The sequence below is a fragment of the Wolbachia endosymbiont (group B) of Eupithecia inturbata genome (genome assembly GCF_964030915.1).
In the GTDB taxonomy this organism is placed as follows: Bacteria; Pseudomonadota; Alphaproteobacteria; order Rickettsiales; family Anaplasmataceae; genus Wolbachia.
This window is the reverse complement of the sequence record NZ_OZ034987.1, coordinates 1,505,871-1,522,133: the sequence shown is the minus strand read 5'-3', so window position 1 is coordinate 1,522,133 and position 16,263 is coordinate 1,505,871. Positions and strand designations below refer to the sequence as shown.

11 protein-coding genes and 1 tRNA gene are annotated in these 16,263 nt (G+C 34.7%); all 12 read right to left on the bottom strand.

Features of this window, described 5'->3' with window-relative positions:
• Nucleotides 1-10: 10 nt before the first annotated feature.
• The 12 genes from ACQH21_RS07335 to rpsL all read right to left on the bottom strand — a co-directional run bounded on the left by ACQH21_RS07335 (nucleotide 11) and on the right by rpsL (nucleotide 15,918).
• Complete coding sequence (locus ACQH21_RS07335; RefSeq protein WP_425384160.1) at nucleotides 11-8,530, bottom strand: DNA-directed RNA polymerase subunit beta/beta'; 8,520 nt, start codon at nucleotides 8,528-8,530, stop codon at nucleotides 11-13.
• Nucleotides 8,531-8,588: 58 nt separating this feature from the next.
• Nucleotides 8,589-8,990: a 50S ribosomal protein L7/L12 gene (rplL, locus tag ACQH21_RS07330; protein ID WP_007301986.1), complete on the bottom strand. Its 402-nt coding sequence runs from the start codon at nucleotides 8,988-8,990 to the stop codon at nucleotides 8,589-8,591.
• A gap of 26 nt (nucleotides 8,991-9,016) precedes the next feature.
• Nucleotides 9,017-9,535: a 50S ribosomal protein L10 gene (gene rplJ, locus ACQH21_RS07325; protein ID WP_007301987.1), complete on the bottom strand. Its 519-nt coding sequence runs from the start codon at nucleotides 9,533-9,535 to the stop codon at nucleotides 9,017-9,019.
• A 12-nt stretch (nucleotides 9,536-9,547) separates the two neighbouring features.
• On the bottom strand, nucleotides 9,548-10,201 hold the full coding sequence (gene rplA / locus ACQH21_RS07320; protein WP_019236646.1) for a 50S ribosomal protein L1: 654 nt from the start codon (nucleotides 10,199-10,201) through the stop codon (nucleotides 9,548-9,550).
• Between the two features lie 4 nt (nucleotides 10,202-10,205).
• Nucleotides 10,206-10,646 (bottom strand): 50S ribosomal protein L11, encoded by a 441-nt coding sequence (locus tag ACQH21_RS07315; RefSeq protein ID WP_010406829.1) that lies wholly within the window; start codon nucleotides 10,644-10,646, stop codon nucleotides 10,206-10,208.
• A gap of 2 nt (nucleotides 10,647-10,648) precedes the next feature.
• On the bottom strand, nucleotides 10,649-11,485 hold the full coding sequence (nusG, locus tag ACQH21_RS07310) for a transcription termination/antitermination protein NusG (RefSeq protein WP_425384159.1): 837 nt from the start codon (nucleotides 11,483-11,485) through the stop codon (nucleotides 10,649-10,651).
• Nucleotides 11,475-11,675 carry a preprotein translocase subunit SecE gene (gene secE / locus ACQH21_RS07305; protein WP_007301991.1) on the bottom strand — a complete coding sequence of 67 codons (201 nt, stop codon included), beginning with the start codon at nucleotides 11,673-11,675 and terminating at the stop codon, nucleotides 11,475-11,477. Before secE ends, nusG begins: the two co-directional genes overlap by 11 nt.
• Nucleotides 11,676-11,694: 19 nt before the next feature.
• A tRNA-Trp gene (locus tag ACQH21_RS07300) sits at nucleotides 11,695-11,767 on the bottom strand.
• A 12-nt stretch (nucleotides 11,768-11,779) separates the two neighbouring features.
• Nucleotides 11,780-12,952: an elongation factor Tu gene (tuf, locus tag ACQH21_RS07295; RefSeq protein WP_425384121.1), complete on the bottom strand. Its 1,173-nt coding sequence runs from the start codon at nucleotides 12,950-12,952 to the stop codon at nucleotides 11,780-11,782.
• A gap of 12 nt (nucleotides 12,953-12,964) precedes the next feature.
• The gene (fusA, locus tag ACQH21_RS07290; protein ID WP_425384158.1) at nucleotides 12,965-15,040 is read right to left on the bottom strand and encodes an elongation factor G; all 2,076 of its coding nucleotides are present in this window, start codon (nucleotides 15,038-15,040) and stop codon (nucleotides 12,965-12,967) included.
• A gap of 21 nt (nucleotides 15,041-15,061) precedes the next feature.
• Nucleotides 15,062-15,538 (bottom strand): 30S ribosomal protein S7, encoded by a 477-nt coding sequence (gene rpsG, locus ACQH21_RS07285; protein WP_006014699.1) that lies wholly within the window; start codon nucleotides 15,536-15,538, stop codon nucleotides 15,062-15,064.
• Between the two features lie 5 nt (nucleotides 15,539-15,543).
• Nucleotides 15,544-15,918 carry a 30S ribosomal protein S12 gene (rpsL, locus tag ACQH21_RS07280; protein WP_010406837.1) on the bottom strand — a complete coding sequence of 125 codons (375 nt, stop codon included), beginning with the start codon at nucleotides 15,916-15,918 and terminating at the stop codon, nucleotides 15,544-15,546.
• Between the last annotated feature and the right edge of the window lie 345 nt (nucleotides 15,919-16,263).

The window sequence follows — 16,263 nt, the reverse complement described above, 5'->3', positions numbered from 1 at the left end:
TTAGATATATTCAATTTGACTGATCATAGTGCGATGCCACCACACTCTCTTCTTCATCAGAATGTAATTGATAACTATTATCACTCAGCAATTTTTCGTCATAAGTCTCAATATCAAAATATTTTTCATATTTATCTATATTTTCACAAAGCGAAAGTGCTTTCACCTTATTCATAATCAGACCCGTACCAGCAGGAATTAACCTTCCTACTATAACATTTTCTTTTAACCCACTCAAAGGATCACTCTTTCCGCAAAATGCTGCTTCCGTAAGTACTTTTGTTGTTTCTTGGAAAGAGGCAGCAGAAATAAAGGAATTAGTTTCAAGGCTTGCTCTAGTAATTCCCTGCAGAATAGGAAGATAATGAGCAGGTCGTTTTCCAGAGTTATTCATAGCATCATTTTCTCTATCAATTTCCAGCCTGTCGATATTTTCTCCAATTAAGTACATAGTATCACCAGGATCGGTAATTTCTACTTTTTGTAGCATTTGCTTTAAGATCACTTCTAAATGCTTATTATCTATGCGCACACCTTGCAATCTATAAACTTGCTGTATTTCAGAAATCATATAGTGTGCTAACGCTTCTAACCCAAGCACACGTAGAATATCATGAAGATCAGGATCGCCATCCATCAATAAATCACCTTTACGCACAAAATCACCTTCATTGACTATTACATGCTTACTTCTTGATACTAAATACTCAACTTGAGAAGCTTGCTCATCTACAGGTTTAATTACTACACTGCGTTTTCCTCTACGGTCTTTTTCAGAGAACGTTACATAGCCATCTATTTCACTAACGATAGCATGCTCTTTAGGACGACGTGCTTCAAATAATTCTATGACCTTAGGCAAGCCACCAGTAATATCACGAGTTCTAACTGACTCTCTCGGCGTTCTTGTGATAACATCACCTGCATGAACCTTTTGGCCATCCTGTACATTAAGCACTGCACCAACTGGTATAAAGTAACATGCTTCCACACCACTTGAAAGTGTTATTACTTTTTCATTATCATCAAGCAGTGCAATACGAGGACGTAAATTAGCTACACCAGAGTGCAATTTCCAATCTTTTACTACTCTATTTGATATTCCTGTAGATTCATCCATCACTTCAGTGATTGAAATTCCATCTTTTAAATCCTGGTAAGATATTGTACCACTCTTTTCCGTAATAATAGGTAGTGTATACGGATCCCATTCCGCAACTTTATCACCAATTTTTACTAACTCACCCTCATTTACATAAAGTTTAGCACCATAAGGCACACTGTGCTTCAATTTTTCACTACCAAGGCTATCAATTAAAACGACTTCACAGGAACGGCTTATCACAATTTTATTTCCGTTTTTATCTATAATTATATTACTATTGTTTAGTTTTATTCTAGCATTAATAGAAGCTATAATATTTGAGGATTCAATACCTCTAGTCATTACCCCACCTATATGGAAAGTACGCATCGTTAACTGAGTACCTGGCTCTCCAACAGATTGAGCAGCGATAACACCAACTGCTTCACCTATTGAAACAATTTTACCAGTTGCAAGGTCTCTTCCATAACACAAAGAACACACACCAGGACTTATTTCACAAGTTAAAGGCGATCTAATTTTTATAGCATCAAGACCTGCAATGTTGATTTGCTTTACTTTACCTTCATCAATTAATTCCCCTGCTTTTAATAATAACTCTTTGGTTACTGGGTTATATATATCATTTGCAGCTGTTCTACCCAGTACAACACTCTCTAGAGATGCAACTATAGTACTACCTTCAACTATAGCTCTTACAATAAGGCCATTTTTCGTTTTACAGTCATGTTTTGTAACTATGCAATTTTGAGATACATCAACCAAGCGACGAGTTAAGTATCCAGAGTTTGCAGTTTTAAGTGCAGTATCAGCTAAACCTTTACGCGCACCGTGAGTAGAATTAAAGTATTCAAATACATTTAATCCTTCGCGAAAATTAGAAATTATAGGTGTTTCTATAATTTCACCAGAAGGTTTGGTCATTAACCCTCGCATTCCTGCTAACTGCTTCATCTGGGAAGTAGAACCTCTTGCACCTGAGCTAACCATCATATATATTGAATTGTACTTACTATTTTCATCATACACAGATATCGCTTTTAACATATCATTCGCTATTATATCTGTGCACTTAGACCACTCATCTATAACTTTATTATACCTCTCACTTTTAGTGATTAGTCCGTCTTGATACTGTGCAGAAAATTTCTTAATTTCACCCCTTGTATAATCAACGTGTGTAGCTTTAGTTTCAGGTATGACCATATCGCAACGACTAAAAGAAGTACCAGAAAATGTAGCATACTCAAAGCCAAGTGTCATCAATTTATCAGAAAATACCACTGTAGCACTTTGACCGCAGCTACGATATACTAAATCAACAATACTAGTTATTTCCTTAACTGTTAATACCTGATTTATTAAATCGAAGCTTAGATTCTCATGTTTAGGAAAAATCTGCCATAATATTAAACGTCCAGGAGTTGTACAAATAGTTTTATACTGAATGTTTCCATCGCTATTGATGTATTCCATTTTGTACTTTATATGAGAATGAATATGTAGAGTACCGTTGTTTAAGGAATGCTCAACTTCACAAAAAGAACAGAAAAGTGGTAAATCATCCTCCTTAAGTTGCTGTAAAGTTAGGTAGTATACACCAAGCACTATATCTTTACTAGGAACTATAATCGGTCTTCCATTAGAAGGACTTAAAACGTTATTAATTGACATCATCAACACTCTAGCTTCAAGTTGAGCTTCCAATGAAATTGGCACATGTACCGCCATTTGATCACCATCAAAGTCAGCGTTAAATGCTGTACAAACAAGTGGATGAAGCTGTATTGCTTTACCTTCAATAAGGACTGGCTCAAAAGCCTGAATACCAAGCCTATGTAGCGTAGGCGCTCTATTTAGCAAAACAGGATGCTCTTTTATTACTTCTTCAAGCATATCCCAGACTTCTGGCTTTTCTGCTCTTATTAACTTACTAGCAAATTTAATAGTTGGAGCCATTCCATATATTTTAAGCCTTGAGTAAACAAAAGGCTTGAATAACTCAAGAGCCATTCTTTTCGGTAATCCACACTGATTTAGTTTTAAAGTTGGACCAACAACTATTACAGAACGTCCAGAATAATCTACCCTTTTTCCTAAAAGATTCTGACGGAAACGACCTTGCTTTCCTTTCAGCATATCGCTAATAGACTTTTTATATCCAGTAGCGCCAGCTTTATTTACCAGAGCATTACGACGACTATTATCAAAAAGAGAATCAACTGCCTCTTGTAACATTCTTTTCTCATTACGAATCATAATCTCAGGAGGATTCAAACTTAACAATTTTCTCAATCTATTATTTCTATTAATAATAGTTCTATAATGATGATTTAAATCAGAAACTGCAGGTCGACCACTTTCAAGCGATACCAAGGGACGCAAGTCAGGTGGTAAAATAGGTATAGCTGTAAGTATCATCCACTCAGGTCTGTTTCCAGACTTGATAAAATTTTCAACAATACGTAATCTCTTTATAATTTTCTTTCTTCTCATTTCAGAAGCAACAGACTCTAACTCCTGTCTTAAATTCTTCCTAATTTCATGTAAATCAAGGCGTATTAGCAATTCTCTTATAGCTTCAACACCTTGCATAGCTATAAAGCTATCGACCCCATAGCTATCTTTAGCTTCATTATAAGCTTTCTCACTAATAATTTCACCTTTTTCAAAAGAGGAAACAAGAGGATCTATTACAACATAATTATCACTATATAAAATACTTTCGATATCTCTAAGAGACATATCTAATAATGCTCCAATTCTTGAAGGAAGTGACTTCAAAAACCATATATGAGCAACAGGAGATGCAAGCTCTATATGACCCATTCTTTCTCTTCTTACTTTAGAAGATGTAACTTCTACTCCACATTTTTCGCATATACGGCCCCTATGTCTTCTTTTTTTGTACTTTCCACATAAACATTCATCATCATTGACAGGACCAAAAATTTTAGGACAAAATAATCCACCTTTCTCAACTTTGAATGTACGGTAGTTTGCAGTTGAAACATCTGTTATCTCTCCATAAGACATACGTTTAATACTTTCAGGGCTAGCAATGGAAATGCTAACCTCATTAAAAGATTGTGCGATATTAGTGTGAGATATATCTTCAATTACTATGTCATTTTGCTTCAAATCCACATTAAAACACAAGGAACGCAACTCTTTTATCATGACATTAAAGGATTCAGGAATTCCACATTCAAAGTTACTGTCACCTTTTATTACCGATTCATAAATCTTAACCCTGCCATTAATGTCATCAGACTTCACAGTTAACATTTCCTGCAAAGTGTAAGCAGCACCGTAGGCTTGCAGTGCCCAACATTCCATTTCACCAAAACGCTGACCACCAAAATGAGACTTTCCTCCAAGAGGTTGTTGAGTAACCAAACTATAAGGTCCTACTGAACGCGCATGAATTTTACCATCTACTAAGTGATGCAACTTAAGCATGTACATGTAACCAACTGTAACTTTGCGATCAAACTTCTCACCCGAGCAACCATCATATAATACAACTTGCCCAGAGTTATCCAATCCAGCAAGTTCAAATAGCTTTACTATTTGTTCATCTTTTGGACCTTCAAATACAGGTGCAGTAACAGGAATGCCATCACGCAACTTATACGCAAATTCAATGAGGTGATTATCATTAATATCGCGAATGTTATTACAAATAGATAAATTACTGCCACAACTATAAACCTCAATCAGGAAGTGACGTAAACTACTGTGTGCATCTTTACAAGAGTTGAAATAATTCTCTACTAATGTAGTCAATTCATTATTTAATTCATCCTTATTAGGCGTATCTAAAATAGAAGCCGTTATTTCATCATCATTAATATCCTCAAATTTTTTATTATCAAGATATAATGCTGCAAATTTTTCAAAATCATCATCACTGAGAGATCTAATTGCCTCACAAAAAGCACGTTTGATTTTATTGATCTCATCAAGAATATTGCCTACTTTTTCTCCTAATTTTTTACAAGCCCAACCTACATGCGTTTCCAATATTTGACCTACATTCATTCGCGAAGGAACGCCAAGAGGGTTAAGAATAATATCAATAGGAGTACCATCTTCTAAATAAGGCATATCTTCTACTGGAACAACTCGAGAAATCACACCTTTATTTCCATGTCTACCAGCCATTTTATCCCCTGGCTGCAAACTATGTTTTACAGCAATAAAAACTTTTACTGACATCGACACACCTTGAGGCAGATCATAGCCTTCATGCAATTTTTCTACTTTTCGCTTAAAGTTTGCTATCGCATGTGATACTTTTTCATCAAAATCTTTTTTTAAGCTCTCAACTTGCTTAGAAATAGATTGGTTTTTCAATCCTATATCCCACCATCCCTCACGTTCAATAAAATTAATACTTTCTCGATCTTGAGAGCCAGAACTAATAAGAATTTTTCTTAATTCATCATAGAAATATTGATTAATAACATTGATTATATGGTCTCGTTCTTTCTCAAAGTCGTTTGCCTCTTTTTGTTTAATAAGAAACGCCCTTTCGTTTTCTTCTTCCCCTCTGCGTGTAAAGACCTGCACATCAATCACTATCCCTTCAATATCTGGAGATGTATATAAAGAGGAATCCACACAATCAAATGACTTTTCACCAAAAATTGTCATTAACAATTTTGTCTCAGGAGGCAATGAAAGAGAATGCTTAGGTGTAACTTTCCCCACCAAAATATAACCTGGACCAACTCTTGTACCAACCTTTACTATACCACTATCATCCAAGTGATAAAGATTTTCTTCATTAACACCGGGTATGGCACGAGTTATTTTTTCCGACCCTAAAGGAGTGTCATGTACAACACATTCAAATTCTTCTATATGAATAGAAGTAAATAGATCTTTTTTAACAACTTCACTAGAAATAATGATTGAGTCTTCAAAATTATAACCTTGCCAAGACATAAAAGCGACTAGCAAGTTTTGGCCAAGTGCCAATTCACCGTTATTAATAGCAGGACCATCAGCTATCACATCACCTTCCTTAACACAATCACCTACATGCACCAGTGGTTTCTGGTTAATACAAGTATTATGGTTAGAACGCTGAAATTTTCTTAGATGATAAATATCTACATCCAAGTAGTTAATTCCTCCTTTGTCAAAAGCACGTATAACTATAGAGTTACTATCTGAGCTGTCAACTATGCCACCACGTTTTGCTAAAACTACAGCACCAGAGCCAGAAGCTACGAAAGATTCCATGCCAGTAGCAACCAAAGGAGCAGTAGGCTTCAATAAAGGTACAGCCTGACGCTGCATATTTGAACCCATTAACGCTCTATTAGCATCATCATTTTCTAAAAATGGAATTAAAGAAGCAGCAACCGATATTACCTGCTTAGGAGATAAATCAATGTAACTTACTTGATTACTATTTACCATTACAAAGGTACCAGCATACCTACAGTATAACATATCATCAACAAAGCAGTTGTTCTCATCAAGCTTTGCGCTGGTATCGGCTATATAATATAAACCTTCATCTATAGCAGACAGATACTCAATTTGATCAGTAACAACCTTATTAACTACTTTCCTATAAGGACTTTCAATGAACCCATATTTATTAATACGAGCGTATATAGCTAAGCTGTTAATTAAGCCTATATTCTGCCCCTCAGGAGTTTCAATAGGGCAAATTCTTCCATAATGAGTTGGATGAACATCACGCACTTCAAATCCCGCCCTCTCTCTTGTTAAACCACCAGGACCTAACGCTGACAACCTTCTTTTATGTGTTATTTCAGATAATGGATTAGTCTGATCCATAAATTGAGATAATTGGGAAGAGTTGAAAAAATCTCTTAAGACATTGGTTAACACTTTTGGATTTATAAAATCAGATGGAGAGACTTTATCTAAACTAGAAGTAGACATAGAATCAACTACTGCCCGTCCCAATTTTAATAATCCAGTTCTAAATTGATTTTCTATAAACTCTCCAACTGAACGGACTCTTCTATTTGCTAAATGATCAATATCATCTACAGATCCTTGACCATCACGTAACAATACTATTTTTCTTATAATTTCAATAATGTCTTCATGTGTTAAAGTAGTTAAATTTTCCTCATAATTTAACCCAAGGCAAGAGTTAAGTTTTAATCTACCAATGTTAGACAAATCATAATATTCCGAACTGAAGAAAAGATTACGAAAAAACTCCTCTACTATCTTTAAAACAGGAACTTCACCAGGACGCAAGACCTTATATATTTCATATAGAGCGTTCTCATAAGACATGTTTTCATCTAAGAAAAGTGTGTTTAATATGTAAGGTCCAACAGAAACATTATCTATGTTCAACACTGATATTTTATCTATAGATAATAATTCAAGCTTTTTTATATCCTCTAATTTTATAGATTCACCAGCAGATAAGACTTTTGTAGAACTAGCACTATCTATTAAATCTTCTGCAAGAAATAAACCACATATAGAATCATAAGGAATTAGATACTCTTTCAATCCGTTATCATATAGATTTTTAGCTAATTTTGAAGTAATACGAACATTAGCTTTAAGTAACACATTGCCTTCAACATTCTTTAAATCAAAAGGAAGCCTCACTCCCTTGAATTTATCAGGGGAAAAAGGTACTCTCCAGCCACTTTTATGTTTTATATACTCTATTTTTTCATAAAATTTATTAAGTATGTCATTATTTGATAAGCCCAAAGCCTTTAATAAAACTGATATTGGCAACTTTCTCTTTCTATCAATACGAAAATACAAATGATCTTTAACATCAAACTCAATATCAAGCCAAGAACCTCTATAAGGAATAACTCTAGCAGAATAGATCAATTTGCCAGAATTGTAAGTTTTTCCCTTATCACTATCAAAAAACACTCCAGGAGATCTATGCATTTGTGAAACGATAACTTTCTCTACGCCATTGATGATGAAAGTACCTTTATCAGTCATCATAGGCAGTTCACAAAAGCGAACCTCCTGCTCTTCAGCAGATTTTATAACAGTTGCAAGCTTAGAATGATCATCATCTTCTTTAATCTCTTGATATTTTTCAAGAGAAACACCATCCTGCATAATAACAAGACGTATAGAAGCAATAACCTGAGCAGAAAAAGTTATACCACGTTTTATACATTCAGACTCACTATACTTAAGATCATCTACCCTACAATTCAAAAATTCGATAGTAGCCCTATGCAAAGGATCAGATATTGGAAAAATTGTATGAAAGATAGCTTCAAGTCTTTCATTACTCTCATTATTAGGAGTAAAGGAATTATATGACCCCTTTTGGACTTTAACCAAATCCAACAAAGAATCTTTTAAATCAATCGACCTGGAATAAGAAACTCTAGGAACAAAAGCACTAGAAGCACACATATAAGAAGAATCAACCATTAAAATACCTTCACTAATTAAAAGAGCTATATCAACATAAAATTAATATACTAACATTTTATTCAAGCTCAACTTTAGTTGCTCCTGCTTCAATAAGTTTTTGCTTTATTTTTTCTGCTTCGTCTTTAGAAACATTAGCAGTCAAATCTTTGGGTAAAGACTCAACTAATTCTTTCGCTTCTTTTAAATTCAATGTAGAATTAACTTCTCTAATAGCTTTAATCACTCCTATTTTTTTGCTTGCATCAATCTCTTTGATTACAACTTTATATTCAGCTTTTTCTTGAGCAACAGGAGCATTAGCATTATCACTAATAGGCACCCCAGCACCAACAGCTCCACCAAGAAAAGAACCACTAGGCAACCCTATTTTTTCTTCTAGAACTTTTACAAGTTCAGAAGCTTCTAATAGATTTAAAGATAATATTTTATCAACCAAATCACTTGTTACATTATTCATACTGACCACCTTATTTAACAACAAATTTATTTTTTAGAACTATAGTAATCCAAAACTCTCATAAGCCTCATAGAAGATGAATTAATAGACAATGCTAACCGAGCAGGAATATCATAAGATATTAAACGCATAATTTTAACACGCAATTCATCCAGAGAGGGAAGCTTAGCCAATTTGTTAACATCTTCCACTGTTAACAATTCATTTATATGAGCCGCACAAATCACAGACATTTTTTCTTTGTTAGCATTAATAAAATCAACTATTAACTTTGCAGCTTCTACTATAGCACTAGAATATATAATAGCAACAGAACCAGAAAATTTACCTGATAAATAAGAAAATTTACCAGTCCTTTCCAAAGCCAAGCAAGCTAGAGTATTTTTAACTACTAACATCCCACCCATTACAGATTTTAGACTATTCCTAAGAATTAATGAATTGCTAACATTCATAGACTTGAAATTTACCAATATTAAGAAATCATTATTTACAAACACATTCATTATGTTTTGTATAAATTCATCCTTATCTTTACGCTTCACAATTTCGCTCCCTTAAATTATATCTTCTACTTTGTTTATTTTATGAGCTTTACCCATAGTTGAATTTAAAAAAACGCTTTTAAAGTAAACTCCTTTCACAGAAGCAGGTTTATTGTCTCTAATTACTTTAAGAAAGGCTTTTAAATTTTCCAGCAAATCATCAATATCAAATTTAATACTTCCTAATTTACCATGAATAACCCCATTTTTATCCGTCCTGAATTTTATTTGACCAGACTTAATGGTTTTAGTAGCTTCCGCAATGTTAGAAGTCACAGTACCAAATTTAGGGTTAGGCATCAGCCCTTTAGCACCCAATACTTTTGCAATAGGAGTGATTTTTGCCATGAAATCAGGAGTAGTGATGCACCAATCAACATTCAACTTTCTACCTTTTTTTATCTCTTCAATTAAATCTTCTCCTCCTGTAATATCAGCACCAGCTTTTTCAGCTTCTAATAAATGTTTATCTTGAGCAAAAACAGCTACTTTAATATTCTTCCCGATACCTTTAGGCAACACTACTGTACCACGCACCTGCTCTTCAGATTTACGTGAATCTACACCTAAATTGACTGCGATATCAACTGATTCATTAAATTTTGCTGAAGCAGACTCAACAATCTTCTCCAAACACCGCTTAGAATCATCATTATATGTACTCATTTACCTAACCTTCCACAACTTCTATACCCATAGATTTTGCAGTGCCTATAACCATCTTCACTGCTGAATCTTCATTATCCACTTTCATATCAACCATCTTACACTTTGCCACTTTAATGATAGCAGACATAGATAATTTAGCCACTAATTCTTTACCAGAATTACCAGAACCTTTACTTAATTTAGCTTCCTGCTTAAGCAAATAAGCCACAGGCGGACCGCTGACAGTAAAATCATGAGAGCGATCATCCTTTATGGAAATTCTCACTGTTACTAAATCACCTACTTTATAACTAGCGTTAGCAGCGCTAGTAGCTTTATTAAAAGCTTCACAAAATTTAGGAACAGGTATACCACGCGGGCCAAGTACTGAAGCAATTTTCGGTCCTGGAACTGCTTTTCCAGCTTCCATAAGCAAGTTAATCTTAGCAACTACATTACTCATAATTAATCCTCTATTTTCTCTACTTGAGCCAAATCAAGCTCTATTATTGTTGGCTTACCTAAGATTGATACTTCAATATTAATAATTTTTTTCTCATCATTTACCATATCTACCTTACCAGTAAAATTTTGAAAAAGACCATCATTAATTTTTACTTTTTCACCTTTCTCATAACCATAACTCAACTTTTTCGTTTCTTGAGCATTGTAAAGCGCACTACACATTGAGCGAATCTCATTATCCTCAATCACCTTTGGAACATTACCATTTTTCAAAAATCCATAAACCTTAAGAGATTTTGGTATATTATTAATAAAATTTAATACCTCATCGCATAAATTCATGTATAAAAAGACATAACCAGGAAAGGACTTCCTTCGTTTAGCATTTTTTTTAGATTTTAAATCCATCTCACTTAATTCTTCACAAGGAATAAAAACCCTATTAAAATAATTATTAATATTCAATCTCATAGAATTTTCTAATATATATTGGCGCACTTTCTCTTCATAATTAGAGGCAACTCTTAAAATGTACCACTTATATCTATTAAATTCCTTACGTTTTAAAATTACCTCATCATCTGAAATCATCTCAAAATGACCAGACTCATCACCACAAAACCCAGTCATTTGATTCAAAATATTTTTGCTTTCATCACACAGATGCATACATATATATACTTCACATAACTCTTTTATATCAAATTTTACATCACATACTGTCTGATAAGGAATAAACACCTCCTTAAAGTAAACAGTATTGGTTGCCAACTCGCATATATCCTTCTCATACCCGTAATCGACTTTAATGATATACCATTTATACTTATATTCCATAAATAATTCCAAATAAAGTCTTAATTACGTAAAGAGACATAAAATCTACGAAGCAAAAGAAAATCGAAAAGCATAATATAACAGTTATTACAATAAACAAAGATGACAATACCTGCTGTTTTTTTATCCAAGCAATTCTCCTTATTTCTTGCTTTATATCGCAAAAAAAAACATACAGGTTTTTTAACATTTCTACCATAATATTAATGCAGGAGCGATAGGAATTGAACCTACAACCTCTGGTTTTGGAGACCAGCGCTCTACCAATTGAGCTACACTCCTATAATTCAAAGTTTACTCTAAAATTTCCGAAACAACGCCAGAACCAACAGTTCTACCACCTTCTCTTATCGCAAAACGTAATCCTTTATCCATTGCTATTGGTACTTGCAACTCCACTTCTATACTTACATTGTCCCCTGGCATTACCATCTCCTTTCCATCTAGCAATTTTATGCTCCCAGTTACATCCGTTGTCCTTAAATAAAACTGTGGCTGATAATTTCCAAAAAATGGTGTATGCCTTCCTCCTTCTTCTTTCTTCAATATATACACCTCCGCATTAAATTTCTTATGCGGGGTTATTGTCCCTGGTTTTGCCAATACTTGCCCTCTCTCCACTTCTTCTCTCTTTGTTCCTCTTAGTAGTATTCCTACATTGAGTCCTGCACTTCCCTTATCTAGCAACTTCTTAAACATCTCAACACCAGTACATATCGTCTTTTGCGTCGCTTTCAGACCTATTATCTCTATCTCATCCCCTGTCTTTATCTCCCCCTTCTCTATTCTTCCTGTTACTACCGTCCCTCGGCCCGATATTGAAAATACATCTTCTATTGGCAACAAAAACGGCAAATCTACAGGCCTTGGAGGTACTGCCACATACTCATCTAACTTCTCCATCAATTTATCTATTGATTTCTTTCCATACTCACTACTATCATCCTCTAATGCTTTTAACGCAGACCCAACTATCACAGGCACTTCATCACCTGGAAATCCATACTTACTCAGCAACTCTCTCACTTCCATTTCTACCAAATCTATCATATCAGCATCAGCAACATCAGCTTTATTTATATATACCACGATATATCCAACACCCACCTGTTTTGCCAGCAATATATGCTCTCTCGTTTGTGGCATCGGCCCATCAACCCCTGACACTACCAATATCGCTGCATCCATCTGTGCTGCACCTACTATCATATTCTTTACATAATCAGCATGTCCAGGGCAATCAACGTGTGCATAGTGTCTCTTTTCTGTTTGATATTCAACATGCGCTGTTGCTATTGTTATACCTCTCTTTCTCTCTTCTGGCGCTTTATCTATTTGATCATATGCTACAAAATTACCATAATGCTTTGTTATCGCCGCTGTTAACGTTGTCTTCCCATGATCCACATGTCCTATCGTTCCCACGTTTACATGCGGCTTTCCAAATGCTTCTACTATCGCTGTCATAATTACTAACCTTTAATTATACTTTAACTTTAACTCATCAACCACATATTGTGGCACTTGTTCATAACAAGAAAAATGCATACTATACTGAGCTCTTCCCTGAGATATAGAACGCAAAACATTTATATAACCAAACATATTTGCAAGAGGAACCGAAGCAGTAATTATTTTGCTATTATTACCTAAATCCAGCACATCAACAACACTGCCTCTTCTACTATTTATATCACCCATAACATCACCCATATATTCTTCAGGAGTAATGATTTCCACTTTCATTATAGGTTCTAGCATTTTTGGACCAGCTTTATTTGCCATTTCCTTAAAAGCACCTTTAGCAGCAAGTTCAAAAGCCAAAGGACTAGAATCAACATCATGAAAAGCACCATCAAGAAGAGTAGCCTTAAAATCAATCAATGGAAAGCCGGAAATTATACCACCTTCTTTTATCAACTCTAAGCCATTTTGCACTCCAGGTATATACTCTTTTGGAATAGCACCGCCTACAATTTTACTTTCAAACTGAAAGCCAAAACCAGGCTCAAGAGGTTCGAATTTTATTTTAACTTTAGCAAACTGACCAGCACCACCTGATTGTTTTTTATGAGTGTAATCAATTTCAACAGATTTAGTGATAGTTTCACGATATGCAACTTGAGGCGCACCAACGTTAGCTTCAACATTAAACTCGCGCTTCATTCTATCAATAATAATCTCAAGATGCAGCTCACCCATACCTTTCAATATAGTCTGCCCACTCTCTGCATTTACTGACATCCTTAAAGAAGGATCTTCTGCAACCAATCTATTCAAAGCAACACCTAATTTTTCCTGATCTGAGGTGGTTTTCGGTTCTATAGCAATTTCAATAACAGGATCAGGAAATTCCATACGCTCTAATAGTATAGGAAAATCAGATGAACATAAAGTATCACCAGTAATTGTTTTCTTTAATCCAACTAAGGCAACTATATCACCAACTTTAGCTTCGTTTATATCTTCTCTGTTATTTGCATGCATAAGCAACATTCTACCAATTCCTTCAGTCTCATTCTTTCCAGCATTTAACACAGCAGATTTAGATTTTAACTTACCGGAATAAATACGAATAAACGTCAAGCTACCTACAAATTTATCCGTCATCACTTTAAACGCAAGAGCAACGAATTTCTCTTTTTCTGAAGGTTTGATCTCAATTTTCTTTTCTGAATCTTTAGGATCAGTTCCAATAATTACATCAACATCAATAGGAGAGGGTAAAAAATCAACCACACCATCTAAAAGTGATTGCACGCCTTTATTTTTAAAAGCTGACCCACATAATACAGGGACAAACTTTCCTTTAATGGTCCCGCTTCTCACACACTTTTTCAACAAATCAATTGGCAGATCGTTAGATTCAAAGTAAGTATTTATCGCCTCATCATCCATTTCAGCTGCAGCATCTAATAAAAGATTTCGATACTCTTGAGCCTTATCAAGCAAATCAGAAGGAATATCTTCATAAGAAAATTTAGCGCCTAATGTTTCTTCTTGCCATATAATAGCTTTCATAGAAATAAGATCGATTATGCCTTTAAAATCTTTCTCACTTCCTATTGGCAACTGAATAACTAAAGGTGATGCGCCAAGCTTCGTTTTTATCATATCGACACATCGATAAAAATTTGCCCCGATTCTATCCATTTTATTAACAAAGCAGATACGAGGAACGTTATATTTATCAGCTTGACGCCAAACTGTCTCAGACTGAGGCTCAACTCCAGCAACTCCATCAAATACAGCAACCGCACCATCCAAAACCCTCAAAGATCTCTCAACTTCAATAGTGAAGTCAACATGACCAGGAGTATCTATTATATTAATCCTATGATCATTCCAAAAACATGTTGTTGCAGCAGAGGTAATTGTAATGCCACGCTCCTTCTCTTGCTCCATCCAATCCATAGAAGCTGCACCATCGTGCACTTCACCAATCCTATTTTGTTTGCCAGTATAAAATAAAATACGCTCTGTTGTGGTGGTCTTGCCAGCATCTATATGAGCCATTATTCCTATATTTCTATACCTAGATATTAAAACTTCCATACCACAATCAATCAGCTAATATTAAAAACGAAGATGAGAAAATGCCTTATTAGCTTCAGCCATTTTATACTTTTCTTCACACATCTTAAATGCACCACCACATTTATTATAAGCATCTAATATTTCAGACTGCAAACAATAAACAGTAGTTCTACCGCTCTTTTTTCGAGCAGCAGAAGTTGCTCTAGCAATCCACCTTAATGCCAAAGAAATTGCTCTATCTTGACGAATTTCAACAGGGACTTGATAAGTTGCACCACCAATACGCCGAGAGCGTACTTCTATAGAAGGGGTAACATTTTCTACTGCTGTTTCAAAAATTGATAAGGCATCTTTGCCTATTTTCTTTTCAGCTAAGGACAAAGCACTATAAGCAATCTTTTCTGCAATAGATTTTTTACCACATTTCATAATTATATTAATAAAACGCATAAGCAAGACACTACCATAACGAGAGTCAGGGCTTGTTCTTTTTTTTGCTTTATTACGACGTGCCATAAATTTTAACCAGATTTCTTTACACCATATTTTGAACGAGCTTTCTTTCGATTTTGCACACCACGTAGATCAAGAGCACCTCTTATTATGTGATAACGTACACCCGGCAAATCCTTAACTCGCCCACCACGTATTAAAACAACGGAATGCTCTTGTAAATTATGACCTTCGCCAGGTATATAAGCCGTCACTTCACCGTATCCACTAATCTTTACTCTAGCTACCTTACGTAGTGCTGAATTAGGCTTTCTAGGAGTTGTAGTATATACCTTAGTGCAAACACCCCTTCTTTGAGGATTGCATTTTCCCAAAGCTGGCACCTTCTTCTTGCGAGTTAACCCTGATCTACCTTTACATATTAATTGATTTATCGTAGGCATATACTGTAAACTTAAAACTCTAAAAATAACTAAGTCTTAGTTATAAAATAATAAACCTCAATAGTCAATATAAAAATAAACATTACTACTCTAATAATCTCAGCCTAATTGCTTTGAAAGCTACTGATAATTATATGCTAAAGCGCATATTGGTTTTAATATTAAGAAATTATCACTTGCTGTGGTCGAATTAATATAGATATGGAACAAGTAATATACTGTGATGGCTATCAAAGAATATGCAGAAAATAATGCTTATAATAGAGCCAAGAGCTTCTAACATTAATGCAAAAATACCAACCGAACTAACCGAATTACCAGTAAAGCCGGATGATTTTTACAATC

Coding starts and splice junctions, on each gene's coding strand:
- ACQH21_RS07335 (WP_425384160.1), bottom strand. CDS start 8,530: ATGGTTGATTCTTCTTATATGTGTGCTTCTAGTGCTTTTGTTCCTAGA.
- rplL (WP_007301986.1), bottom strand. CDS start 8,990: ATGAATAATGTAACAAGTGATTTGGTTGATAAAATATTATCTTTAAAT.
- rplA (WP_019236646.1), bottom strand. CDS start 10,201: ATGAGTACATATAATGATGATTCTAAGCGGTGTTTGGAGAAGATTGTT.
- ACQH21_RS07315 (WP_010406829.1), bottom strand. CDS start 10,646: ATGAGTAATGTAGTTGCTAAGATTAACTTGCTTATGGAAGCTGGAAAA.
- nusG (WP_425384159.1), bottom strand. CDS start 11,485: ATGGAATATAAGTATAAATGGTATATCATTAAAGTCGATTACGGGTAT.
- secE (WP_007301991.1), bottom strand. CDS start 11,675: ATGTTAAAAAACCTGTATGTTTTTTTTTGCGATATAAAGCAAGAAATA.
- tuf (WP_425384121.1), bottom strand. CDS start 12,952: ATGACAGCGATAGTAGAAGCATTTGGAAAGCCGCATGTAAACGTGGGA.
- fusA (WP_425384158.1), bottom strand. CDS start 15,040: ATGGAAGTTTTAATATCTAGGTATAGAAATATAGGAATAATGGCTCAT.
- rpsG (WP_006014699.1), bottom strand. CDS start 15,538: ATGGCACGTCGTAATAAAGCAAAAAAAAGAACAAGCCCTGACTCTCGT.
- rpsL (WP_010406837.1), bottom strand. CDS start 15,918: ATGCCTACGATAAATCAATTAATATGTAAAGGTAGATCAGGGTTAACT.